The organism is Sodalis sp. RH16 (genome assembly GCF_047324245.1).
Classification (GTDB): domain Bacteria; phylum Pseudomonadota; class Gammaproteobacteria; order Enterobacterales; family Enterobacteriaceae; genus Acerihabitans; species Acerihabitans ligni.
Map to the genome: position 1 here is coordinate 3338194 of NZ_CP178737.1, position 22656 is coordinate 3360849.

At 56.2% G+C, this 22656-nt stretch carries 23 protein-coding genes and 1 other RNA gene; 11 read left to right on the plus strand and 13 right to left on the minus strand.

What is annotated here, in order from left to right; all coding sequences use genetic code 11:
* The first annotated feature begins 12 nt into the window (after positions 1-12).
* Both ACL2XJ_RS15395 and nadA read left to right on the plus strand, forming a co-directional pair.
* Positions 13-139: non-coding RNA, RtT sRNA (locus ACL2XJ_RS15395), on the plus strand.
* A gap of 251 nt (positions 140-390) precedes the next feature.
* Positions 391-1452, plus strand: coding sequence for a quinolinate synthase NadA (gene nadA / locus ACL2XJ_RS15400; RefSeq protein WP_413723718.1), 1062 nt, complete (start codon positions 391-393; stop codon positions 1450-1452).
* 72 nt (positions 1453-1524) lie between these two features.
* Here nadA and zitB read toward each other — a convergent pair whose 3' ends face one another.
* Entirely contained in the window at positions 1525-2487 is a 963-nt protein-coding gene (gene zitB, locus ACL2XJ_RS15405; protein WP_413723719.1) for a CDF family zinc transporter ZitB, read from the minus strand.
* Between the two features lie 320 nt (positions 2488-2807).
* The gene (locus tag ACL2XJ_RS15410; RefSeq protein WP_132922770.1) at positions 2808-3164 is read right to left on the minus strand and encodes a protein YbgS; all 357 of its coding nucleotides are present in this window, start codon (positions 3162-3164) and stop codon (positions 2808-2810) included.
* A 310-nt stretch (positions 3165-3474) separates the two neighbouring features.
* Between ACL2XJ_RS15410 and aroG the strand changes: the two genes are divergently transcribed.
* On the plus strand, positions 3475-4545 hold the full coding sequence (gene aroG, locus ACL2XJ_RS15415; RefSeq protein WP_413726899.1) for a 3-deoxy-7-phosphoheptulonate synthase AroG: 1071 nt from the start codon (positions 3475-3477) through the stop codon (positions 4543-4545).
* 70 nt (positions 4546-4615) lie between these two features.
* Here the strand turns inward: aroG and gpmA are convergent, their stop codons facing one another.
* The 7 genes from gpmA to modE all read right to left on the minus strand — a co-directional run bounded on the left by gpmA (position 4616) and on the right by modE (position 12347).
* Positions 4616-5368, minus strand: a complete 753-nt coding sequence (gene gpmA / locus ACL2XJ_RS15420; protein WP_132922769.1) for a 2,3-diphosphoglycerate-dependent phosphoglycerate mutase — start codon at positions 5366-5368, stop codon at positions 4616-4618.
* Between the two features lie 129 nt (positions 5369-5497).
* The gene (gene galM, locus ACL2XJ_RS15425) at positions 5498-6544 is read right to left on the minus strand and encodes a galactose-1-epimerase (RefSeq protein ID WP_413723720.1); all 1047 of its coding nucleotides are present in this window, start codon (positions 6542-6544) and stop codon (positions 5498-5500) included.
* A complete protein-coding gene (gene galK, locus ACL2XJ_RS15430; protein ID WP_203522288.1) occupies positions 6538-7686 on the minus strand; it encodes a galactokinase in 1149 nt (382 codons plus the stop codon). The genes galM and galK overlap by 7 nt, the downstream gene beginning before the upstream one ends.
* Positions 7683-8732 (minus strand): galactose-1-phosphate uridylyltransferase, encoded by a 1050-nt coding sequence (gene galT / locus ACL2XJ_RS15435; protein WP_132922766.1) that lies wholly within the window; start codon positions 8730-8732, stop codon positions 7683-7685. The genes galK and galT overlap by 4 nt, the downstream gene beginning before the upstream one ends.
* 11 nt (positions 8733-8743) lie before the next feature.
* Complete coding sequence (gene galE / locus ACL2XJ_RS15440) at positions 8744-9760, minus strand: UDP-glucose 4-epimerase GalE (protein WP_413723721.1); 1017 nt, start codon at positions 9758-9760, stop codon at positions 8744-8746.
* 253 nt (positions 9761-10013) lie between these two features.
* Positions 10014-11480: a molybdate ABC transporter ATP-binding protein ModF gene (gene modF / locus ACL2XJ_RS15445; protein WP_132922764.1), complete on the minus strand. Its 1467-nt coding sequence runs from the start codon at positions 11478-11480 to the stop codon at positions 10014-10016.
* Positions 11481-11555: 75 nt separating this feature from the next.
* Positions 11556-12347 carry a molybdenum-dependent transcriptional regulator gene (gene modE / locus ACL2XJ_RS15450; protein ID WP_413723722.1) on the minus strand — a complete coding sequence of 264 codons (792 nt, stop codon included), beginning with the start codon at positions 12345-12347 and terminating at the stop codon, positions 11556-11558.
* Between the two features lie 212 nt (positions 12348-12559).
* Here modE and ACL2XJ_RS15455 point away from each other — a divergent pair, with 212 nt between their 5' ends.
* The 7 genes from ACL2XJ_RS15455 (at position 12560) to modC (ending at position 18180) form a co-directional block, all read left to right on the plus strand.
* Positions 12560-12742: an AcrZ family multidrug efflux pump-associated protein gene (locus tag ACL2XJ_RS15455; RefSeq protein ID WP_132922762.1), complete on the plus strand. Its 183-nt coding sequence runs from the start codon at positions 12560-12562 to the stop codon at positions 12740-12742.
* 433 nt (positions 12743-13175) lie between these two features.
* Positions 13176-13712, plus strand: coding sequence for a hypothetical protein (locus ACL2XJ_RS15460; RefSeq protein WP_413723723.1), 537 nt, complete (start codon positions 13176-13178; stop codon positions 13710-13712).
* 187 nt (positions 13713-13899) lie between these two features.
* Positions 13900-14268: a hypothetical protein gene (locus ACL2XJ_RS15465; protein ID WP_413723724.1), complete on the plus strand. Its 369-nt coding sequence runs from the start codon at positions 13900-13902 to the stop codon at positions 14266-14268.
* A gap of 123 nt (positions 14269-14391) precedes the next feature.
* Entirely contained in the window at positions 14392-15501 is a 1110-nt protein-coding gene (gene ddlA, locus ACL2XJ_RS15470) for a D-alanine--D-alanine ligase (protein WP_413723725.1), read from the plus strand.
* Between the two features lie 152 nt (positions 15502-15653).
* A complete protein-coding gene (gene modA / locus ACL2XJ_RS15475; RefSeq protein ID WP_413723726.1) occupies positions 15654-16433 on the plus strand; it encodes a molybdate ABC transporter substrate-binding protein in 780 nt (259 codons plus the stop codon).
* Complete coding sequence (modB, locus tag ACL2XJ_RS15480) at positions 16433-17122, plus strand: molybdate ABC transporter permease subunit (RefSeq protein ID WP_132922757.1); 690 nt, start codon at positions 16433-16435, stop codon at positions 17120-17122. Before modA ends, modB begins: the two co-directional genes overlap by 1 nt.
* Complete coding sequence (gene modC, locus ACL2XJ_RS15485) at positions 17122-18180, plus strand: molybdenum ABC transporter ATP-binding protein ModC (protein WP_413726900.1); 1059 nt, start codon at positions 17122-17124, stop codon at positions 18178-18180. Before modB ends, modC begins: the two co-directional genes overlap by 1 nt.
* 68 nt (positions 18181-18248) lie before the next feature.
* Here the strand turns inward: modC and ACL2XJ_RS15490 are convergent, their stop codons facing one another.
* Positions 18249-19073, minus strand: a complete 825-nt coding sequence (locus ACL2XJ_RS15490) for a pyridoxal phosphatase (RefSeq protein WP_132922756.1) — start codon at positions 19071-19073, stop codon at positions 18249-18251.
* A 177-nt stretch (positions 19074-19250) separates the two neighbouring features.
* On the opposite strand from ACL2XJ_RS15490, the gene pgl reads away from it, so the two are divergent.
* Positions 19251-20246 carry a 6-phosphogluconolactonase gene (gene pgl, locus ACL2XJ_RS15495; RefSeq protein ID WP_203522281.1) on the plus strand — a complete coding sequence of 332 codons (996 nt, stop codon included), beginning with the start codon at positions 19251-19253 and terminating at the stop codon, positions 20244-20246.
* Positions 20247-20340: 94 nt separating this feature from the next.
* On the opposite strand, the gene ACL2XJ_RS15500 is transcribed toward pgl, so the two are convergent.
* Genes ACL2XJ_RS15500 through ACL2XJ_RS15510 form a run of 3 tightly spaced genes read right to left on the minus strand, consistent with a single transcriptional unit; the run spans position 20341 to position 22625 of the window.
* Positions 20341-20823, minus strand: a complete 483-nt coding sequence (locus tag ACL2XJ_RS15500; protein ID WP_132922754.1) for a kinase inhibitor — start codon at positions 20821-20823, stop codon at positions 20341-20343.
* A gap of 43 nt (positions 20824-20866) precedes the next feature.
* A complete protein-coding gene (locus ACL2XJ_RS15505) occupies positions 20867-21547 on the minus strand; it encodes a type 1 glutamine amidotransferase domain-containing protein (protein ID WP_132922753.1) in 681 nt (226 codons plus the stop codon).
* 34 nt (positions 21548-21581) lie between these two features.
* Positions 21582-22625, minus strand: a complete 1044-nt coding sequence (locus ACL2XJ_RS15510) for an NADP-dependent oxidoreductase (RefSeq protein ID WP_413723727.1) — start codon at positions 22623-22625, stop codon at positions 21582-21584.
* Positions 22626-22656 lie beyond the last annotated feature (31 nt).

Genomic DNA, 22656 nt, shown 5'->3' on the forward strand with positions numbered 1-22656 from the left:
CTCAAAACGTAAATATTCCACGTGTCGTGCTGGATGAGAACCTGCGCAGGTTTGAGCCGAGCGAAGCGAGACAGCGTTGCCGTATGGCAACGACCCGAAGGGCGAGGCCAAAGGCCGAGTTATCCTGCACGACCCACCACTTTCAAAATACTTCCCCTAGGCTGCAAATTTCCGCTTAACGCTTATATCGCACGAGTCGTCCTGCACCACCCACCAACATCTTGCTAGAATCCTTTCAACTAAACAAATATACAAAATAACACAAATTTATGGGGACTTTTGCCGCAAATTTGATTATTTTGTTTAGTATATAAAACATTCAGGTCGTAAACAGACCCACCGGCACAGGTCGGCATGTTGCCCTTGCACCGGAATATATGCGAGATAAAGATGATTGAGCTACTGGATACCAATGCTGCCATTTACCCGTTTCCGCCTAAACCGCGGCCGCTCAGCGTGGATGAAAAGCAGTTTTATTATAGCAAAATCAAAGAACTGTTAAAGCGTCGCAATGCGGTAATGGTCGCTCATTATTATACCGACCCCGAGATCCAGGCGCTGGCGGAAGCCACCGGCGGCTGTGTGGCCGACTCCCTGGAGATGGCCAGATTCGGCAGTACCCATCCCGCCACCACATTGCTGGTGGCCGGTGTGCGTTTTATGGGCGAAACGGCAAAAATTCTCAGTCCGGAAAAAACCGTGCTGATGCCGACCCTCAAGGCGGAGTGTTCGCTGGATTTGGGCTGTCCCATTGAAGAGTTCAGTGCTTTTTGCGATGCTCATCCCGATCGCACCGTGGTGGTTTATGCCAATACCTCCGCCGCGGTGAAAGCCCGTGCCGACTGGGTTGTCACCTCCAGTATCGCCGTGGAACTTATTGAGCATTTGGACGGCCTGGGTGAAAAAATCATTTGGGCGCCGGATCGTCATCTCGGCCGCTACGTGCAGCAACAGACCGGGGCGGATATTCTCTGCTGGCAAAGCGCCTGTATCGTCCATGACGAATTCAAAACCCAGGCGCTACTGCGTATGAAGGCCCTTTATCCCGAGGCCGCGGTACTGGTTCATCCCGAGTCGCCCCAGGCGATTGTGGAGATGGCCGACGCGGTGGGGTCCACCAGCCAGCTCATTCAGGCCGCGAAAAGGCTGCCGCAACAGCAGATGATTGTCGCCACCGACCGGGGCATTTTTTACAAAATGCAGCAAGCCTGCCCCGATAAAATGCTGTTGGAAGCCCCTACCGCCGGCGATGGCGCAACCTGTCGCAGCTGTGCCCATTGTCCCTGGATGGCCATGAACGGCCTTGAAGCCATAGCACGGGGACTTGAAGAGGGAGGGGAACAGCATGAAGTGCATGTGGCTGCAGGGCTGCGTGACAAGGCGCTGGTGTCGCTGAACCGCATGTTGTCGTTCGCGGCCGGGCTGAATGTCAAGGTCACCGGCAATGCCTGAACCTGACAATGAGGATGATGCCAGGGATGGAGCGCTCCCGCGTCTTGCCGGGCGGACTGAGGCCGCCGGCATTCAATGCGGGTGATGGGCATGTGCGTGGGCATGGGCATGTGTTGGTTCCGCCGTGTCTACCGTGATACCGCAATCGTCCTCCGGACACTGCTGGTACTCCATTTGTACGGTGGCGTGGCTTATCTGATAGTGATCCAGCAGGTAGTGCTGGATCTGATGAAGCAGGGCGTCGTGGTCATAAGGGGGAATGACCTGGGCATGCAGCGTCATCACCGGTCTTTCACCCACCTGCCAGACATGCACATGATGGATGTTGCGCACTTCGGGAATATTAAGACACATATCGCGTTTGAGTTTTTCAATATCGATTTGACTCGGCGTACCTTCCAGCAGCTCATGCAGGCTCTCTTGCAACAGCCGCCAGCCGCTGCGCAGCACCAGGCATGACACCAGGCATGACAATATGGGGTCAATATACAGCCAGCCGGTGAAAACAATCACTCCCGCCGCCACGATCGCCCCCACCGAACCCAGCAAATCGCCCAGGACATGCAGGGCGGCGGCGCGCAGATTGATATTCTTTTCCCCTTCGCCGCCGTGGAGCATCCAGAAAGAGAGCAGATTCGCCACCAGGCCGCCAACCCCGATGATCAACATCGGCCAGCCGGCGATGGGATGGGGCTGGTAAAAACGCCGGACTGCTTCCCATACGATGAGCAGTGTGATGACCAGCAGGGCCAGGGCATTGATAAACGCCGCCAGGGTGGTCAGGCGCAGATAACCGAAGGTATGGCTGCTATTGGGTTTGCGCTGGGCGAACCTGACCGCCAGCAACGCCATCAACAGCGCCGCGGCATCGGTGAGCATATGTCCGGCGTCGGCCAGCAGCGCCAGCGAGCCGGTAAAAAGGCCGCCCGCGACTTCCACCACCATAAACAGGGCGGTTATGGCAAACGCCGCCAGCAGCCGCCGGTTATTGCTGTTTTCCGCCGCGCCATGCGCATGATTGTGTGTGGCCGCCATCAGGGTACCTTAAAATGAATAAAGTCATAAATGAAACGCATTTACCCCGAGTATACCGGTGATGGCGAAAGTTACCGTAAAATTTTATGCAGCTATTTTTTACCAAAAAGCACCGGGGCGTTCGGTGTGGCTGCCCCTAAGGTAACGTATCGACGGCTGCGGGGTATGCTCGCGTCAATGGCCGGATGCGGTGGTGAAATCCGAATAAAAAAAGGAATCAGGCCATGGCCTGATTCCCGGTATAATACTCAGTAAAAGATGGCGCTATATAAAAGTGCGGCATTAATCAGAGTATTCGAACAGCAGATACTTAAATAGCCTTACTGTGTCGTTCCGTCTGTTTTTGTCCCATTGGGCGTTGAACCGGGACCAGTTTGGACTTTGCTGTTGATGTTAGGACATTTTCCATCTTTGCATTTGGTATTTTTATCAATGTCACTGGCGCTCATATTAGAACTGTCGGTATTGCTGGTGTTAATCTTGCTGTTATCGACATTATTAGGCGGCAGGTTCTGTTTTGCGCCGGGACTGTTCGATTGATTTTCCTGACCATTGTTGGAGGTTGAGCCGGTATCGTTGGATGAACTTGCCGTCGCGGCTAATGCTGCTCCGCTACCCAAAGTCATTACCGCTGTCAAAAAAAGCATTGCCATGTTCTTTAGGGTGGTGGTTTGCATAATATTTTCCCTCTTTCGGACTGGGGGTGAATGAAAGCCCGCATTTTTACATTTTTCACGATCGGAAAAGCTGTTTAAGGCGCATCCGGGGGCCTCGCAAGAAAATGTTAAGCCAATGACTACGGCAGGTTAAGTGCCGGTTATTTTTGGCTTATCATTGTTTAAGCATAGCCAACAATCGGCATTGATCAACTTTGAGTTGGCTTATGCCCGAAATGCGCATTTACAGACGAAGTCTGCCGGGCTAGATTATCCGGCATATATCATGAAGTTATCCCTAGGCGCCGCGGTGCGCAGAGAACTAAAGTTTATGAATTATCTCAATGACGATTTAAGAATAAGAGAAATTAAAGAATTGCTGCCGCCGGTGGCCCTTTTGGAAAAATTTCCGGCCACCGAACAGGCCGCCAAAACCGTTGCCGCCGCCCGGGCATCCATTCATCGCATCCTCAAAGGCAATGACGATCGTCTGCTGGTGGTGATCGGACCCTGTTCCATCCATGATACCGAGGCGGCAAAAGAGTATGCCGGTCGTTTATTGGCGCTGAGGAATCAATTACAGGACGAGCTGGAAATCGTCATGCGGGTTTATTTTGAAAAACCACGCACCACGGTGGGCTGGAAGGGGCTGATCAATGACCCTTACATGGACAATAGTTTTCAGATTAACGACGGCTTGCGCATCGCCCGCAAGTTATTACTGGACATCAACGATAGCGGGTTGCCGGCCGCGGGCGAGTTTCTGGATATGATTACGCCGCAATATGTCGCTGATATGATGAGCTGGGGCGCTATCGGCGCCCGGACCACCGAGTCCCAGGTCCATCGCGAGCTGGCATCGGGCCTGTCCTGTCCGGTTGGGTTCAAGAACGGCACCGACGGCACTATTAAGGTGGCTATCGACGCCATTAACGCCGCGGGCGCGGCGCACTGTTTCCTCTCCGTAACGAAGTGGGGGCACTCCGCCATCGTCAATACCAGCGGCAACGCCGACTGCCATATTATTTTGCGCGGCGGCAGAGAGCCGAATTACAGCGCCCACCATGTGAAAGCGGTTAAAGACGGCCTGGCGAAAGCGGGACTGCCGGCGCAGGTGATGATTGATTTCAGCCATGCCAACAGCAGCAAACAGTACCAGAAACAGTTGGATGTCGCGCGGGATGTCTGCGGACAGCTGAGCGGCGGCGAGCGGGGTATTATCGGCGTAATGGTGGAGAGCCATTTGCTGGCGGGAAATCAAAACCTGGAAAGCGGTGAAGCGCTGGTCTATGGCCGGAGTATTACCGACGCCTGCATCGGCTGGAACGACACCGAAACCATGCTGGGAGAATTGGCGCAGGCGGTGCGCGATCGTCGCCTGCAAGGCGAAAAGCCGGCCTGATTTGATTTTGTGAACGCGATTGCCGGTAAAGCGTTTATCGCCGGCAATCGCTTCGGTTCAACGGGACAAATTACTTGGCTTTGCCCTGATTGGCCACCGCGGCCGCTTTGGCGGCGATTTCAGCGGCGTTGCCCAGATAATAATGCTTGATGGGTTTCATGTTATCGTCGAATTCATAAACCAGCGGTACCCCTGTGGGGATATTCAGCTCAAGAATTTCTTCTTCGCTCATATGATCGAGGAATTTCACCAGGGCGCGAATGGAGTTGCCGTGGGCGGCGATAATAACGCGTTCACCGCTCTTCATGCGCGGTAAAATCGTTTCGTTCCAGTAAGGGGTGACCCGTTCGATGGTCAGCGCCAGGCTTTCCGTGGTGGGCAGTTCAGCCTCTGTCAGCTTGGCGTAGCGGGCATCATGCCCCGGGAAACGTTCATCATCACGGGTGAGTTCCGGAGGGGTCACGGCAAAACCGCGACGCCATTGTTTCACCTGTTCGTCACCGTATTTTTCGGCGGTTTCGGCTTTGTTCAGTCCTTGCAACGCGCCGTAATGGCGTTCGTTCAGACGCCAGGATTTTTCAACCGGCAGCCAAGCCTGGTCCAGTTCGTCCAGTATATTCCACAGGGTATGAATGGCGCGCTTCAAGACGGAGGTATAGGCGAAATCGAAAATAAAACCTTCATCTTTCAGCAGTTTACCCGCTTGTTTAGCTTCAGTGCGGCCTTTGTCGGACAAATCGACGTCCGTCCAGCCGGTAAAGCGATTTTCATTATTCCACTGGCTTTCACCGTGTCGTACCAGAACCAGTTTCGTTACCGCCATCGTTGACTCCTTAAAGTCTAAAGATTTTTGTGAAAACTCCTTTTATTATATTGCCTGCCCGGTGGATGCGGCAACCGCATAGCGTTAAACAGCGTGAAATAAATAACCCGCTACACTATTGCTATCTTGCTATAACGCCACGAACTGATAACGGGTTTGGGAACGATAGGTCTCGCCCGGCTGGAGCCAGCAGTCAGGCTGCGGCCATTCCGGGTGATGCGGACTGTCCGGCAAAAACTCGCTCTCCAAAGCCACGCCGCTGTAGTTGAGGTACTCCCCGCCCTGGCGCGCCGGCGTCCCCGCCAGGTAATTGCCGGTGTATAGCTGCAGAGCCGGCGCGGTGGTAAAGACCTTCAACAGCACCTGGCCGTCAGCCGACCAGAGCTGCGCCGCGGGACTGTCGCCGTCGCGGCAGGCGGTATACAGCAAATAGGCATGATCGTAGCCTTTGACCCGCTGTTGATCGCGATCGCGCAGAAAATCCTGGGAAATGGTCTTGGGTTTACGAAAATCCATGCCGGTATTGTCCACATCCGCCAGCGGCGCGCAGGGTATGCCGTCGCTGTCCACCGGCAGGTACTGGCCGGCATAGATCTGCAGCGTTTCCTGTCGGATGTCGCTATTGGCGCCGTCCAGATGAAAATAGGCATGATTGGTCAGGTTGACCGGACAGGGGTGATCCACGGTGGCGCGGTAAGCGATGGCCACGGCGTTGTCTTCGGTGACGGTATAACGCACCATCGCCGTCAGGTTGCCGGGAAAACCCTGGTCGCCGTCGGCGGAGGATAAGCGGTATAGCACCGAGGTCAGGCTATGTTCCACGCACTCCCAGCGACGGGCGTTGAAGCCTGTCGGACCGCCGTGCAACTGGTGTTCGCCCTGATTGGCGCTTAACGGCCAATGATGGCCGTCCAGGGTAAGATTGGCTTTTGCGATACGGTTGGCATAGCGGCCCACCGTCGCTCCCAGGTAGGCGCTCTGCTTGAGGTAATCCGCCGGGGTCGGACACCCCAGCAGCACTTCCCGTTTGGCGCCGGATTTCAGCGGCAGCTGGCATGAGAGCCAGGTAGCCCCCCAATCCATCAGGGTTATCTGCAGACCCGTTTCAGAGCCCAGGGTCAGGCAGTTGAACGGTTTACCGTCGGGGGCCGTGCCGGATTCAAACTCTTTTAACATAGACCTGTTCCTTCGGAAGCATGGCAAACATAAAAAGTCTCTTTAAGGCCGGTTTTTTGCCGGTATTGTTCCGCAACCGCCGCGCGTACCGACTCAACGCGCTCTGTGGGCACCAGCGCCACCACGCAACCGCCAAACCCGCCGCCGGTCATGCGAACGCCGCCTTCGGTACCGATTTCCTGTTTAACGATTTCCACCAGGCTATCGATGGGGGGAACGGTGATTTCAAAGTCATCCCGCATGGAAGCGTGAGACTCCGCCATCAAAATTCCCATTTTGGTTAAATCTCCCGCGGCCAGCGCCTCGGCGGCGGCCAGGGTACGCGCATTTTCAGTCAGCACATGCCGCACGCGTTTGGCGACCACCGGATCCAATTCGTGTTCCACCGCTTCGAACTGGCTCAATTCCACATCGCGCAGTTTGTCGACGGCGAAAAAACGCGCGCCGGTTTCACACTGTTCGCGGCGGGCGTTATATTCGCTATCCACCAGGCCGCGTTTCACGTTGGAGTTGATGATGATCACCGCGACGTTCGCCGGCATGGGCACGGCCCGGGTACCCAGAGTGCGGCAGTCGATCAGCAGCGCATGGTTATCTTTGCCCAGCGCTGAAATCAATTGATCCATAATGCCGCAGTTACAGCCGACAAACTGGTTTTCCGCTTCCTGGCCGTTAAGCGCCAGGGCCACGTCGTCCAGCCGGAGGTGATACAGGGTCTGGATGGCCTTGCCCACCGCCACTTCAAGCGATGCCGATGAACTCAGGCCCGCCCCCTGGGGAACGTTGCCGCTGAGCACCAAGTCGGCGCCGCCGAAATTCGAGTCACGCTGCTGCAAGTGTTTCACTACGCCGCGGACATAGTTGGACCACTGCTGGCTGTCATGGGATAAAATTGGCTCATCCAGCGAAAAAATATCTTGCTGATGGTCACAATCCACGGCAATAACCCGAATCTTGCGATCATCGCGTTTGGCGCAGCTCACCACGGTTTCATAGTCGATGGCACAGGGGAGAACAAAACCATCGTTATAATCGGTATGTTCGCCGATCAGGTTAACGCGGCCGGGTGCTTTCACCGTGAGCGCGGCATCGTAACCAAAGGATTGACGGAAGGTGGTTTCGGTGATGTTTTTTAACGTCATAGGGATACTCCGGTGTCCCGAAAATGAATGTCGCCGACCGCACGCAGGCGGTCGCTGGCTTGCTCGGCGGTCAAATCGCGCTGGGTTTCCGCCAGCATTTCATATCCGACCATAAACTTGCGCACCGTCGCCGAACGCAGCAGCGGCGGATAGAAATGGGCATGCAGTTGCCAATGGCTGTTGTCCTGGTTGATAAACGGCGCGCCGTGCCATCCCATGGAATAGGGGAATGAGCATTTGAACAGGTTGTCATATCTGCTGGTAAGCTTCTTCAGCGCTACCGCCAAATCGGCGCTTTGTGATGCATTCAGGGCGTCCAGGCGCAATACATGGGCTTTTGGCAGCAGCAGGGTTTCGAACGGCCAAGCCGCCCAATAGGGCACCACCGCCAGCCAGTGCTCGGTTTCCACCACGGTGCGCGCACCGTCGGCCAGCTCATTGGCCGTGTAGTCCACCAGCATCGGCGAACCGTGCTGACGGAAGTAATCCCGCTGGTATCGGTCTTCCCGCTCGGCTTCATTGGGCAAAAAGCTGTTGGCCCAGATTTGGCCGTGGGGGTGGGGATTGGAGCAGCCCATGGCGGCGCCCTTGTTCTCAAATACCTGCACCCAGGGATAACGCTGTCCCAGTTCGGCGCTCTGTTCTTGCCAGGTTTTGACAATGGCCTCCAGGGCGGGCAACGGCAATTCCGGCAGGGTTTTACTGTGATCGGGGGAAAAGCAGATGACCCGGCTGGTGCCGCGGGCGCTTTCACTGCGCATCAAGGGATTGTCGCCCGGCGCGGCATCGGGCGTATCCTCCATCAGGGCGGCAAAATCATTGGTAAAGACATAGGTGGTCTGATAGTCGGGGTTTTTATCCCCCGAGACACGGGTATTGCCCGGGCACAGGAAACACTGCGGATCGTGGGCGGGCAATTGATTGGAGGCCGGCGTTTCCTGCTGGCCCTGCCAGGGCCGTTTCGCCCGGTGCGGAGAAACCAGCACCCATTGACCGGTCAGCGGATTGTAACGGCGATGGGGATGATCGACGGGGTTAAACTGCATGTGAATCTCCTTTATTCCGGATAACCATTCGGGTGCCGGGACTGCCAGCGCCAGGTATCTTCGGCCATATCGGCCAGCGAGCGGGTTACCCGCCAGTTCAGTTCACGGGCCGCCTTATCCGGTGAGGCCCAATAGGCGGCCAGATCGCCGTCGCGCCGCGGGGCGAATTGATAGGGGATCTCCCGGCCGCACGCCTTGCTGAACGCGTTGACTACCTCCATGACGCTGTGTCCGACGCCGGAACCCAGGTTATAGATATGGGTGCCCGCCTTATTACGCAGGGCGTTCAGCGCCGCCACATGGCCGTCGGCCAAATCCACAACATGAATATAGTCACGAACGCCGGTGCCGTCCGGGGTGGGGAAGTCATTGCCGAAAATCGTCAAGGACGGCCGACGGCCCACCGCCACCTGGGCGATAAACGGCATGAGATTATTGGGGATGCCTTGCGGGTCTTCCCCCATCTCTCCGGAGGGATGGGCGCCTACCGGATTGAAATAACGCAGCAGGGTGATGCTCCAATCGGGCTCAGCCCGTTGCAGATCCTGCAGTATCTGTTCCGCCATGAGTTTGCTGCGGCCATAGGGGCTTGATGGCTGACCGGCGGGCAAACTCTCGTCATAGGGAACGACAGGCTGATCGCCGTAAACCGTGGCGGAGGAGCTGAAAATCAGATTTTTCACCCCGGCCTCGCCCATGGCGTCCACCAGCGCCAGGGTGCCGTAGACATTATTTTCGTAGTATTCCACCGGCTTGATTACCGATTCCCCCACCGCCTTCAGGCCGGCGAAATGAATAACCGCTTCGATGTGATGTTCGCGAAAGATAGCCGAGAGCAGGGTTTTATCGCGGATATCTCCCCGGTAGAAGGTTGGTTTGGCGCCGCACAGGCGGGCCAAGGTATCCACGACGCTGGCTTTGCTGTTATACAAATTATCCAAAATGATCGGATCGTAGCCCGCCCCGTGGAGCTGCACACAGGTATGGCTACCAATGTAACCGCTACCACCCGTTACTAATATTGACATTAGCTGGTCCTCTATCCTTCCATGGGTTTAAATTATCATGTCACATCGCCTCAAAAGGTGATCTTGTCGATATAAATGAAATCGATTACACATGATTTTAGCTGAAATTTGCGACCTCGCCTACAGCATTCACAGGAAGTATCAGGGGAGAAGAGGGCACCATACCGCACGGCATGGGAGCGAGGAATATGGTAACGCTTACATTACTGAAAACCCAGGCCGGTGGAAAGGACCGGCCCGAGAGAGGGGGCGATTATAACGTCTCGAACCGATAGCGGTAGATGTCCCCTTGCGGCACAAAGGTCAGCCGGTGGGTGATGCATTCGGGCGCATCTTCCGCATGGTGTGAAACGAATAGCAGCTGAGTATCCCCTTCGCCGATAAGCACATCTACCCAGCGGCGCACCAGCGCGCGGTTCAGGGGATCGAGACCCTGCAAGGGTTCGTCAAGGATCAGCAGGGCCGGATGTTTGACCATGGCGCGGGCAATCAGCACCAACCGCTGCTGCCCCCAGGATAAGCTGTGGAAAGGCGCGTCCGCCGCGCCGGTCAGTCCCAATAAGTCCAGCCACTGCCGGGTTAACAACTGCTGGCGTTCCGATACCGCCTGGTAGATGCCGATGGAGTCGAAAAATCCCGACAAAATGACGCTGCGGGCAGTGGCGCTGACCCGGTAATCCAGGTGCAGGCTGCTGCTGACATAGCCGATATGGCGTTTGATATCCCAGATGGTTTCACCGCTGCCGCGACGGCGGCCGAACAGCGTGAGATCGTTACTGTAGCCTTGAGGCTGGTCTCCGGTGACCAGGCTCAGCAGAGTGGATTTACCGGCTCCGTTCGGCCCGACGATTTGCCAGTGCTGGCCCGGCAGCACCTGCCAGTCCAGGTGGTGCAGGATGGGACGATCCTGATAGGTGACGACGCCGTTGCGCAAGGTAATCAAGGGTTCGCCGGCGGGCAGGGTGTTTTTTTGCCCCGGCGCCTCGGTGTCGGGCAATTGGATGCCGTTCATTGATTCGGCATGGGCCAACTGGGCCACCAGCGCTTGTGCCAGCAGCGTTTCGCGATCGCCGGTACAGGTTAATTCACAATCCGCCAAGATCCCCACATTGCCGATATAGGCCGGAATGTCGTCGAACCGGTTGAGTATCAGCACCAGGGCCATGCTGCCGTCTCCCAGACCATGCAGCATGTCGCTCAGCTGGGCGCGGGAGGCCACATCAAGGCCGTCGAAGGGCTCATCCAGGATCAGGATATCGGGTTTGGCCATCAGCGCCTGGCACAATAAGGTTTTACGCGTTTCGCCGGTGGAAAGGTATTTGAAACGCCGGGACAGCAGATGGGTGATGCCGAATTGTGTCGCCAGCGTTTGGCACAGCGCCGGGTCTTTATAATCCTGCTGGATAATTTCTCCGGCGGTCCGGCCGGTATCCTCCTCCCCTTCGCTTAACAGATCGGTGTTATTGCGCTGCCACTCCTCCGCCACCAGCTTTTGCAGCTGTTCAAAGGAGAGCCTGGCTATGCGCCGGTAGTCGCTGCGTCGGGAGCCGGACATAAGGGGGAGTTCATCCGCCAGCGCCCGCGCCAACGCGGATTTGCCGCTGCCGTTGGCGCCGACAAACGCCCAGCCTTCACCGGCACGAATGTCCAGCTGTGGGATGGATAACGTACGTGTATCGCTAAGACGAAATAATCCTTGCGAAATATGCAATGACGGCATCGATTGTTCCTTTTTATGCAACTGATGCCGTCAGCATCAATATTTTACCCGCCGATGTCAACTTTTTTGCCGCCTTCAGCACAGCGTGGCGAGGATCACCTTATCGGCATTAAAATATGCTGTGATTTTCTGGCCGAGAGTGAAATGCTGCTCCGCCATCACGGCTTTGGGCAGCGTGGCGCATAACACTTCGCCTCCGGCCAGGGTCAGCAACACCTCATCGTTATGCTCTCCCTGTTCAATATGGGTCAGGGTGCCGTAGAGGACGTTGTCGGCGTCGTCGATGGTTTGCTCCCCGGCTACCACGGAAACCCAGGGGGCCTTGATTAACGCCAGCACCTCTTTGCCCGGCGCCAGCTGCAACCGATCGCCGCTCTGCTGGGTCAGGGCCACCATCAAGCGGGTCCGGCCGTCCGCCAGCAGGATTTGAACCTGCTGCTGCACATGCTGGTGGGTGCGGTCAATGACGGTGCCAAAAAATTGGTTGCGGGCGCTGGTTTGCAGGGAAAAACGTGAAATGGCCGCCAGCAGGCTGTCCAGCGGCATACGATCGTCTTGTAAAACGTCAAAGGCCTTTTGCTGAATCTGGCCCAATAAATCATAGAGTTGCAGTAACCGTTCGGCATAGCGCGTCAGGGTCGCTCCGCCGCCGCCTTTGCCCCCGGTGGCCCTTTCAACCAGGGTTTGTTCCGCCAGTTCGTTCATGGCGCTAATGGCGTCCCAGGCGCTTTTGTAGCTAATACCCGCCAGTTTGGCGCCCTGGCTTATGGAGCCGGTCAGCTTTATCTGTTTAAGCAGGGCTATCCTTCGCGGGTCGGCAAAAAGACGCTGCTGAAGTTTCAGGGTTAAAAGGATTTCGGCCTGCATGCCTGTCTGCCTTGTCTGGTGGTTGATGGTTGGCTCGGCGATGGGGAAGCCGATAAATTCTCGCCGATTCAGCGCCCGGGGGCAAATGATATGCCGTCGCCAAGGCACATCCCGTGCGCTATAACATAAAAAGCTTAAGCAGCCGCGCCAGAAACTGGTATAAAGACATCATGATCCTGATAACACCTGCCGCCGGCATGAAATGAGGCCAAATGCTAGAATTACTGGAAAGCTTGTTAGTCGTAGTGCTCATGGTGCCAATCGTCATGGCCGTCATTTTAGGCTTGATTTACGGATTGGGCGAACTGTTCAATGTTATCTCCAAAATCGGCCATGCCAAGGAACATGACAAAAACTCCTCCGCCAAAACAGATTTGACGTCGGAACGCCGCTAACGGCGTACCCGGTCAAGGCTTGTCGCGATGCCATCCCACCGGATGGCATTATTTGTTTCACCTGCCGCTTTGTCCTTTCACGCCACTGCAAAAAAACATGAGGATGTCTATCCGGCCAGGACAAGAGCAAAGTGAATATATTCTTTAATAAGTATGATATGACTATCTCTTGTATTTATTAAATAACTTTCTGCATTTATTTGACGGTTATATCAGTATATTTGACATTGATATAAGTGTAACAGTTAAATGGTGTTTTCTTTTAGGTGACTTAAAAAAATAAATTTATCAGATATAATGCCACTCCACTGGCTATAGATTAATGGCAAGCGCCATTTCCGGAGGAAATATGGATTTCAATACCAATGGCATTGCGCCGGCATGCGGCACAAACGCCGGAACGGGAAGCCCTGCCGGTGGAAGCATTAATCGCATGGAATCATTCAGCAGCTTTTGTTTTGGCGTCGGTAACGGTTCCGCCCGCACCATGCCCATCGACATCCCCGGGCAAAACCGGTCCTTACGGCGGTCTTTTGCCCATGCGGAGCAAAGCCCGGAAAATGTTCAGCCTGCCTGCCGGTTCCTGGTGAAAGACCAGGAGGATGCGCGGCAGGTTGCCGCCTTGCTGAAAAACATGCGGGGGGTGGCGGATCGTATCGCCTGCACCCCGGACCGCCGGCGTTTTCTGGTTCAGCATCAAGGGTCCATATTCAATTTTTGCCTGGATGAGAACGGGAGCATTGCCGCATCGGCAATGGTTCATCCCCCATCCTGCCTTCGGCAGGATTTTGCCGGCGTCGCGGGTCAGCCCGCCCGGGTGTTCCAGAAGATGGAAGGCGCCCGGCAAATTCTTAATGCCTATCTGGCGGGAAAAACCAATGCTTCCCATCCGGCGTCCGCAGTCGCCGGCAGCGGCGATGACTCGCTCCCGGACGATTTTTTCCCCTTTGGCCTCCCGCCGCTTCCGTAATGGGCCACTGTTCTTTTCGGTAATATTTGCGATTCGTTTAATGTCCAGCCCTGTTATTCCGTCGGGTATTGATTATAGAATAAATATCCATGGCGGCGCTGAGCCGCTGTGAAAATAACCCGAACATTATCTGGATAATGGAAGGGATAATGAAAAACAGTGTAAACAGTGACCGGAGAAACTGGCGATGGGGCAACCGCAATCGTTCAACGCAATAAAAATTCTGCTCACCGGACTTAATGGCGGCCTCACGCCGCGTCGTGAAGATATTCCGTTGAACATCGAAGATAATTCTGATTTTGACGCGGTTTACAATAAAAGGCTGAACACGTTTTTTGCCGGTTATGGCGACCTTTATCAAGCAGTACAAAACCAGGACAAGGCGGCGATAAAAACAGCGCTGACGCGGGCAAAAATCGCCACTCTGTCCCTGACCAGTTTTTTCACCGCCCTGGAAGATGACTGCATCAGCCTGTTATCCCATCTTGACGATGGTCACCCGGGGCAGGATGCGCTCGCGGAACCTCATGCCGGCGGTAAAGGCGTAATGGTTTGATGACGCGGATGCACAGGATGGATCAAACTTTAAACGACCGCTCCAGCCGGTGCTTTACATGCACTTCCCCGGCTAATACTCTGTTGGCGTTAATATCTTGTCTTAACGACCAAAGAGGATGTGATGGAACAACCGGTAAACGGCAAAAAGCGGCTGGCGGTACTGTTCGGCGGTCAATCCACCGAACACGAGGTCTCGTTGCGATCGTCGATCAATGTTATCAAAGCCGTTGATCGGCAAAAGTATGATCTGACGTTGATTGGCGTCGATAAGCTTGGGCGCTGGATGCTGTGCGATGAGGCCAATTATCTGGTCAATCCGGACGATCCGGCGCGCATTGAACTCGCTCCCTCCGCGCATTATCTGGCGGTCGTTCCCGGGGGCCACGGCGGTCAATTGAAAGATATCGCCAGCGGCGAAACGTTGCCGGCGATTGACGTGGCGTTTTCCGTGCTGCATGGCGCGGCGGGCGAAGACGGTTCCGTTCAGGGGCTGCTGCGGGTGCTTGGGATTCCTTTCGCCGGGCCGGACGTACTGGGTTCCGCCGTCTGCATGGATAAAGACATGACCAAGCGGATCCTGCGCGACGCCGGCTTGCCGGTGACGCCCTCGGTGACCATCCATCGCACCGATGCCGCCACGGCGGATTTCAGCGCCATTGTCCACCAACTGGGGTTGCCCCTGTTTATCAAACCCGCCAGCCAGGGATCCTCGGTGGGGGTAAGCAAAGTGCTCGATCAGGCCGGTTTCCGGCACGCGCTGGACCTGGCGCTGGTTTACGATCATAAGGTCCTGGTGGAAACCGCCATCGACGGACGTGAGATTGAAACGGCGGTGTTGGGCAACGACCAGCCGGCGGTCAGCGTATGCGGCGAGATTCTGTCCAATGATGAATTTTATGCTTACGACACCAAATATCTGAAAGACGGTCAGGCCGGGCTGGTCATCCCGGCGCAGCTGGAAAATCGTCTGAGCGATGAAATCCGCCTGATAGCCCAGGCGGCATATCGGGTGCTGGGCTGTGCCGTTATGGCGCGGGTGGATTTTTTCGTCACCGAAGACGATGACATTATCATCAACGAAGTCAATACCCTTCCCGGTTTTACCTCCATCAGCATGTATCCGAAGCTCTGGGAAGCCAGCGGCCTGGATTATCCGCAGCTAATCGACCGGCTGCTTTCCCTTGCGTTTGAACGCGCGCGGGACGCCGCCGCCATCAAAACCGATCTATGATGTTTTAGCCGGCGCCGACGCCCGTAAAGAGAGAACCGGGTCCGGCGCCAGCTTTATATTTGGTAACAATGCCTAACACCCTACAATAAATAATGACAAAAAAAACCTCGCGTTATATGCTTTTTTTTATAACGTTACCTCAAGGGAATAATATGAAACAGCATACATTTAAATGGGTTGCCGGAGCGGTATTGACCGCCGGCATGGTTTTTCAGGCGCTGGCGGCACCGGCTGACGGCAAGGTAACGGTATTCGCCGCCGCCTCATTGACCAATGCCATGCAGGAAATCGCCAAAAACTATCAAAAAGATCACAAGGTGGATATCGTTTCCTCTTTTGCTTCTTCCTCTACCCTGGCGCGTCAAATCGAGCAGGGCGCCCCGGCCAATCTGTTTATTTCCGCCGATCAGCAGTGGATGGATTATGTGCAAAATAAACAGCAGATCGTGAACGATACCCGCTATACCTTGCTGGGCAATGAGCTGGTCCTGGTGGCCCCTAAAGAGAGCGCGCTGAAGAACGTCACGATCGACAAACAAACCAACTGGACCTCTTTGTTGAAAGGCCAGAAGCTGGCGGTGGGCGATCCGGATCATGTGCCGGCGGGTATTTACGCCAAGGAGGCGTTACAGAATCTCGGCGCCTGGGATACCCTGTCGCCGGTGATGGCTCGGGCCAATGACGTTCGCGGCGCATTGGCGCTGGTAGAGCGTCAGGAAGCGCCGCTGGGCATCGTTTACGGTTCGGATGTGCTCTCCAGCAAGGCGGTGAAAGTGGTGGGCATTTTCCCCCAAGAGAGCCATAAACCGGTGGAATATCCTATGGCGCTGGTTAAAGATAACGACACGCCCGCGGCCAAGGCTTTTTATGCCTATCTGAAAACCCCCACCGCCGCCGCGGTGTTTAAACAATATGGTTTTACCCCTAAATAATGCACCTCACCGAATATGAATGGCAGGCGGTGGACTTAAGCCTGAAGGTTTCCCTTTGGGCGGTGGTTTGCAGTTTGCCGTTCGGTATTCTGGCGGCCTGGGTTTTGGTTCGCTGCCGTTTTCCCGGCAAATCCCTGGTGGACGGGATTATTCATCTACCGCTGGTGCTGCCGCCGGTGGTGATCGGTTATCTGCTGCTGATTGGCATGGGGCGGCGGGGTATTATCGGCTCCTGGCTGTATCAGCTTACAGGCTTCAGCTTCAGTTTCAGCTGGCAGGGCGCGGCGCTGGCCTCGGCGGTGGTGGCGTTCCCGCTGATGGTTCGCGCAATACGCATGTCGCTGGAGGCCATCGATTTACGTTTGGAGCAGGCGGCGCGAACCCTGGGCGCCGGTCCCTGGCGGGTTTTCTTCACCATTACCCTGCCGTTGTCCTTTCCCGGCATTGTGGTGGGCACGGTACTGGCTTTTGCCCGTTCCCTCGGTGAATTCGGCGCCACCATAACCTTTGTATCCAATATTCCCGGCGAGACCCGTACCATCCCGCTGGCGATGTATACGCTGATCGAAACTCCCGGGGCGGAGGGCGCGGCGGCCCGCTTATGCGTTCTGGCAATCTTATTATCCCTGGCATCGCTGATGATTGCCGATGCCTTGGCCGGCTGGGGCCGCAAGCGGCTGGGTGGATGATGCTACAGATTGATATTCGTCAACGGCTCGGAGATCTGGGCATGGAAGTGACCGCCGATGTGCCCGTCAAGGGTATCACCGCCATTTTCGGCGTTTCCGGCGCCGGCAAGACGTCGCTTATCAATGCCGTCGCCGGCCTGACCCGTCCCCAGCAGGGACGGATTATTCTCAATGACCGGACCCTGTTCGATGCTGAAAGGCGTATTTTTTTACCGCCGGAGGCTCGCCGGGTGGGATATGTCTTTCAGGACGGACGCCTGTTTCCCCATTATCGGGTGCGGGGCAATCTGTTTTACGGCATGGCTCCGTCCATGCGCCCTCAGTTCGACGGCATTATATCGCTGCTGGGTATCGGCCACTTATTAAAACGCTATCCCGCCACCCTGTCCGGGGGAGAGAAGCAGCGGGTGGCCATCGGGCGGGCCCTGCTCGGCGCGCCGGAAATCCTGCTGATGGACGAGCCGCTGGCCTCGCTGGATTTGCTGCGCAAGCGCGAGCTATTGCCGTATCTGGAGCGGCTGGCGAAAGAAGTCGAGATTCCGGTGCTTTATGTCACCCACAGTCTGGAAGAGATCCTGCAATTAGCCGAACGGGTATTGATACTGGACAACGGTAAAATGAAGGCCTTCGGCACGCTGGAAGCGGTGTGGGCCAGCCGGGCGCTGCGGCCGTGGCTGCCGCGGGAAGAGCAAAGCAGCGTGCTGCAGGTGGCTGTCGCCGAGCCCCATCCTGATTACCCCATGACCGCCTTATCCCTTGGCAAACAGCGGCTTTGGGTCGGCCGTGTATCGCAGCCGGTGGGTACGCCGTTGCGTATCCGCATTGCCGCAGCCGATATCTCGCTGGCGTTGACGCCGCCCCTGGGCAGCACGATCCGTAATATTCTGCCCGCCACGGTCAGCGAGTGCCTGACGGTGGGGGATCAGGTTGAGGTCATGCTGGATATCGAAGGCCATACCCTGTGGGCGCGAATCAGCCCGTGGGCCAGGGATGAACTTGGATTGCACGCCGGCATGCCGGTTTACGCGCAAATCAAAAGCGTATCCATCACTCCCTGATCCCTGCTTGCTGAACTACACTTGCTGAACTATAGCCTTGGACTACTGCCCTGGACTACAGCCCTGGACTACAGTCCCAGCACTCGCTGATAAATGGTTTCGGCGATGGCCGGTGACTCGTTATCGCCGATAACCAGGTCGGCCCGCCCTTTGATTTCGTCAACGCTGTTGCCCATCGCTACGCCCAGGCCCGCCGCTTCCAGCATACTTAAATCATTAAAATTGTCGCCGAAGGCGATAACCCGATCCATGCCGATGCCTTCCGATTCCACCCATTGCTGCAGCAATTTTCCTTTGCTGTTGCCGGTTTGGGCAACGTCCACCTGATCGTGCCAGGACCATTCGCACGCCAGGCCCAGCTCCAGTTCCACCGTTTCGGCAAAGGCCTGCAGTGCGCCCTTATCGGGATGCGAGGTGGCGAACTTCCAGATGGAGTCCGCCCGTTCCGCCGTATCGGCCAGGCTGTCGACCTGGATGATATTAGGCCGCTGGGCCAAAGGCAGCGTATTCGCCCAGGCCAGGGAACGAATCACGTGCTCGCTGGGCTGCTCATAGACCATGGCGTCGTCCACATAGATAAGCCCGTGAATATCGTACTGGTTCAGCAGGCCGATGACCCGCTTGGCCTGCGATTTTTTCAGCGGATTGGAGGTCATGACTTTTCCGGCCTGATAATCATATAGATAGGTGCCATTGCAGCAGATAGCCGGGGTAGTGATTTTTAATGCCTGATAAAAAGGGTGAATGGCCACATGGTGACGGCCGGTGACCACCACCACCTGGACGCCGGCGGCCTGGGCGTCCGTTAATGCTTTGAGAGACGCCGGCAGAATTTTCTTCTGTTTATCCAGTAGGGTACCGTCCAAATCAAGTGCAATTACGCTATAGTTCATGTTTCTCTCATTATCATATTAATAATATTCTTCGTTAATGGTACACCGGAAGCGAGTTGGCGAAAACCGCGAAAATGTCTGTGGATTACAAACAACAACAGTGACATGCTAACTGCAGGTTCGCATTTCCCCTCTCATTATGAATGCCACAGGTGCAGGTGCTAATAAGGAGTATACATGAAGCAGATCGTCTATATTGCCAGTCCCGAGAGTCAGCAGATTCATGTCTGGCAAATGGATAAAGAGGGTCTGCTGACCCTATTACAGGTGGTGGATACCCCCGGACAGGGCCAGCCAATGACTATCAATCCGGATAAAACCCATCTTTATATCGGTGTGCGCCCGACCTTCGGCGTAGTGAGTTATTCCATTGATGAGAAGGGCCTGCTGACGGAAGCCGGCATGGCGCCCCTTCCCGGCAGCCCCACCCATATCTCCACCGATCACCAGGGCCGGTTTTTATTTTGCGCCTCCTACAGCATGAGCTGCGCCAGCGTCAGTCCCATTGATGAGCGGGGGATTGCCGGGGCGCCGATCCAGGTCTTGGAAAACATGACCAACTGCCATTCCGTCAATGTCGATCCCACCAATCAGATTGTCTGGATACCCTGTCTGAAAGAGGACCGTATCCGTCTGTTTGACCTGGGCGCCGACGGCCAATTGCAGCCTCATCGCCCGGAAGCCGTGTATTCCGTTGCTGACGCCGGCCCGCGCCATATGGATTTCCACCCCCATCGGCCCTATGCCTATTGCCTGAATGAACTGAACAGCTCGGTGGACGTGTTTGCCCTGGATGACGGCGGCGCCGCGCCGCGCACCGTTCAGACCCTCGACAGTATGCCGGCGGGATTTGCCGATACGCGTTGGGCGGCGGATATCCACATCACCCCGGACGGCCGTTATCTGTACAGCTGCGATCGCACCGCCAGCCTCATTACCTGTTTTGCCGTTTCGGAAGACGGCAGCACCCTGAGCGTGGTGGGGCATCAAGCTACCCAAACGCAGCCGCGCGGATTCAATATTGACGCCAAGGGGCATTTCCTGGTGGCGGCGGGTCAGAAGACCGACCATATCGAAGTGTACCGCATCAATGATGAAACCGGCGCATTACAACCGCTGGCGCGTTATCCGGTAGGCAAGGGCCCGATGTGGGTAAGTATACTGAGTCGCTGAAAAGGCCGCGCGGCGCCCAATGGCTCGGTAGCCCCGCTCTCATCGACCGTGCAATGAGACCGTTAAAGGGCCACCGTGCCCGGCCGCGGATAGTTCAGATATACGTCACGGTCAACGACGCGCTGCCCAGCGTATGGAAATGCACATTAAAGCCCACCATCGCGCCGCTGGCGTTTTCATCCACATCAATGGATTCCACATCCAGCGCATGGACGGTAAAAATATAACGGTGCGTCTCTCCCGCCGGCGGCGCCGCGCCGCCGTAACCGGCTTTGCCGAAGTCGGTCCGAGCCTGCACCGCTCCCTCCGGCAGCCCATCCTGACCGGAACCGGCCCCCTGAGGCAGTAGACGGATATCGGCGGGGATATTCGCCACTATCCAATGCCACCAGCCTGAACCGGTGGGAGCATCGGGGTCGTAAACCGACACCACAAAGCTTTTGGTGCCCGCCGGAACATCGTCCCAGACCAAATGCGGCGAAATATTATCCCCTTTATAACCCATGCCGTTAAAAACATGGCGTTCAGGCATTTTTTCGCCGTCTTTCAGATCGTTACTGAATAATGTAAAAGCCATTTGTGCCTCATCGGTAAGTTATCGTTAACGCTGGCGCCAATCCTTAGCATTTAAGCAGCTTCAGCACATTTTGCGCCGCCGCGACGGAGGACGCGGGATTCTGACCGGTCACCAGATGCCCGTCGATAATGGATAAAGACTGCCAGTCATCGGTTCTCTCGTAAACCCCTCCCAAGCGTTTTAACTCATCTTCCACCAAAAAGGGCACGATAGCGTCGAGCTTAACCGCCTGCTCTTCGCTATTGCTGAATCCGGTCACCCGCTTGCCGGCCACCAGGGGCGTCCCGTCGGGCTTTTTCACATGGCGCAGCACGCCGGGAGCGTGGCATACCGTTCCCACCGGCTTGTTGTCGGCAAAAATCTCTTCAATCAGCGCAATGGAATGCGGGTCTTCCGCCAGGTCCCAGAGGGGGCCGTGCCCGCCGGGGTAAAATATCGCATCAAAATCTTCTGCCCGCAGTTGAGCCAGCGGGACGGTATGGGCCAATGCCTGCTGCGCGGCGCGGTCGGTGCGAAAGCGCTCGGTATCCTGGGTCTGGGCGTCCGGCTGGTCGCTGGCCGGATCAACGGGAGGCTGGCCGCCCTTGGGCGACGCCAGGGTAATCTCCATGCCGGCATCGAAAAAAACATAATAAGGAGCAACAAATTCCTCCAGCCAAAAGCCGGTTGGCTTGCCGGTGTCGCCCAAGGTGTTATGGGAGGTCAAAACCATAGCAATTTTCATTGTTTATCTCCGGTATGTGGGCCTGCAAGCAGGCTCAAAGAGTATCGCCTCCGACCCGTATCACCAGCTTGCCGAAATTTTTTCCCTCCAGCAGACCGATAAACGCCCGCGGCGCATTTTCCAATTCCTCCACCAGATCTTCGCGCATCCGGACCTTGCCTTCGGCTACCCAGGGTTCCATGGCCTCGATGAATTCCTGGTGGCGGTGTCCGTAATCCTGGGTAATGATGAAACCCTGCATGCGTATGCGTTTACGCAAAATGATGCCGGTGAGCAGCGGCAGCCGATCGAGGCCTGCGGACAGGTCCTTTATATTGTAGTTGGCAATCAGACCGCACAGGGGAATGCGTGCCGAGGTATTCAGCAGGGGAAGCACCGCATCGAAGACCGCGCCGCCGACGTTTTCAAAATAAATGTCGATACCGCCCGGGCAGGCTTGCGCCAGCCGATGGGCGAAATCCGGCGCCCGATGATCGATACAGACGTCAAAACCCAGCGTTTGCGTCACATACCGGCATTTTTCCTCCCCGCCGGCCACGCCTACCACCCGGCAGCCCTTGAGTTTGGCCACCTGGCCCACCACCGCGCCAACCGCGCCGCTGGCTGCCGCCACCACCAGCGTCTCGCCGGCCCTGGGCTGGCCGATATCCATCAATCCCATATAGGCGGTGAAACCGGGCATGCCCAGGACGCCCATCGCCCAGGAAGGGTGTTGAAGAGTATCCCCTTGCAGCTTCCTCACCTCCCCGGCATTTGCCAGGGCGTAATCCTGCCAGCCGCCTTGATTAAGCACCCAATCCCCGGGACTAAAGTCGGGATGACGGCTGGCTTCCACCCGTGAGACGGTGCCGCCGACCATGACCGCGTTCAATTCCACCGGCGGAGAATAGGAAGGGGCATCGTTCATTCTGCCGCGCATATAGGGATCCAGGGAAAGATAAATGGTGCGCAGCAACAGTTGCCCATCATCGGGCTGAGGAATGTCGCCGGTCTCCAAACGGAAATTATCCAATACGGGTTTGCCGTCGGGGCGGGAAGCCAACACAATACGGCGATTGACGTTTTTATTTTGGTTCATATTACCCGAACTCCTCGATCCAATGATTGAC

What these genes read in the sequence shown, in the direction of transcription:
- nadA (WP_413723718.1), top strand. Translation starts at nt 391, where the DNA reads ATGATTGAGCTACTGGATACCAATGCTGCCATTTACCCGTTTCCGCCT.
- zitB (WP_413723719.1), bottom strand. Translation starts at nt 2,487, where the DNA reads ATGGCGGCCACACACAATCATGCGCATGGCGCGGCGGAAAACAGCAAT.
- ACL2XJ_RS15410 (WP_132922770.1), bottom strand. Translation starts at nt 3,164, where the DNA reads ATGCAAACCACCACCCTAAAGAACATGGCAATGCTTTTTTTGACAGCG.
- aroG (WP_413726899.1), top strand. Translation starts at nt 3,475, where the DNA reads ATGAATTATCTCAATGACGATTTAAGAATAAGAGAAATTAAAGAATTG.
- gpmA (WP_132922769.1), bottom strand. Translation starts at nt 5,368, where the DNA reads ATGGCGGTAACGAAACTGGTTCTGGTACGACACGGTGAAAGCCAGTGG.
- galM (WP_413723720.1), bottom strand. Translation starts at nt 6,544, where the DNA reads ATGTTAAAAGAGTTTGAATCCGGCACGGCCCCCGACGGTAAACCGTTC.
- galK (WP_203522288.1), bottom strand. Translation starts at nt 7,686, where the DNA reads ATGACGTTAAAAAACATCACCGAAACCACCTTCCGTCAATCCTTTGGT.
- galT (WP_132922766.1), bottom strand. Translation starts at nt 8,732, where the DNA reads ATGCAGTTTAACCCCGTCGATCATCCCCATCGCCGTTACAATCCGCTG.
- galE (WP_413723721.1), bottom strand. Translation starts at nt 9,760, where the DNA reads ATGTCAATATTAGTAACGGGTGGTAGCGGTTACATTGGTAGCCATACC.
- modF (WP_132922764.1), bottom strand. Translation starts at nt 11,480, where the DNA reads ATGCCGTCATTGCATATTTCGCAAGGATTATTTCGTCTTAGCGATACA.
- modE (WP_413723722.1), bottom strand. Translation starts at nt 12,347, where the DNA reads ATGCAGGCCGAAATCCTTTTAACCCTGAAACTTCAGCAGCGTCTTTTT.
- ACL2XJ_RS15455 (WP_132922762.1), top strand. Translation starts at nt 12,560, where the DNA reads ATGCTAGAATTACTGGAAAGCTTGTTAGTCGTAGTGCTCATGGTGCCA.
- ACL2XJ_RS15460 (WP_413723723.1), top strand. Translation starts at nt 13,176, where the DNA reads ATGGAATCATTCAGCAGCTTTTGTTTTGGCGTCGGTAACGGTTCCGCC.
- ACL2XJ_RS15465 (WP_413723724.1), top strand. Translation starts at nt 13,900, where the DNA reads ATGGGGCAACCGCAATCGTTCAACGCAATAAAAATTCTGCTCACCGGA.
- ddlA (WP_413723725.1), top strand. Translation starts at nt 14,392, where the DNA reads ATGGAACAACCGGTAAACGGCAAAAAGCGGCTGGCGGTACTGTTCGGC.
- modA (WP_413723726.1), top strand. Translation starts at nt 15,654, where the DNA reads ATGAAACAGCATACATTTAAATGGGTTGCCGGAGCGGTATTGACCGCC.
- modB (WP_132922757.1), top strand. Translation starts at nt 16,433, where the DNA reads ATGCACCTCACCGAATATGAATGGCAGGCGGTGGACTTAAGCCTGAAG.
- modC (WP_413726900.1), top strand. Translation starts at nt 17,122, where the DNA reads ATGCTACAGATTGATATTCGTCAACGGCTCGGAGATCTGGGCATGGAA.
- ACL2XJ_RS15490 (WP_132922756.1), bottom strand. Translation starts at nt 19,073, where the DNA reads ATGAACTATAGCGTAATTGCACTTGATTTGGACGGTACCCTACTGGAT.
- pgl (WP_203522281.1), top strand. Translation starts at nt 19,251, where the DNA reads ATGAAGCAGATCGTCTATATTGCCAGTCCCGAGAGTCAGCAGATTCAT.
- ACL2XJ_RS15500 (WP_132922754.1), bottom strand. Translation starts at nt 20,823, where the DNA reads ATGGCTTTTACATTATTCAGTAACGATCTGAAAGACGGCGAAAAAATG.
- ACL2XJ_RS15505 (WP_132922753.1), bottom strand. Translation starts at nt 21,547, where the DNA reads ATGAAAATTGCTATGGTTTTGACCTCCCATAACACCTTGGGCGACACC.
- ACL2XJ_RS15510 (WP_413723727.1), bottom strand. Translation starts at nt 22,625, where the DNA reads ATGAACCAAAATAAAAACGTCAATCGCCGTATTGTGTTGGCTTCCCGC.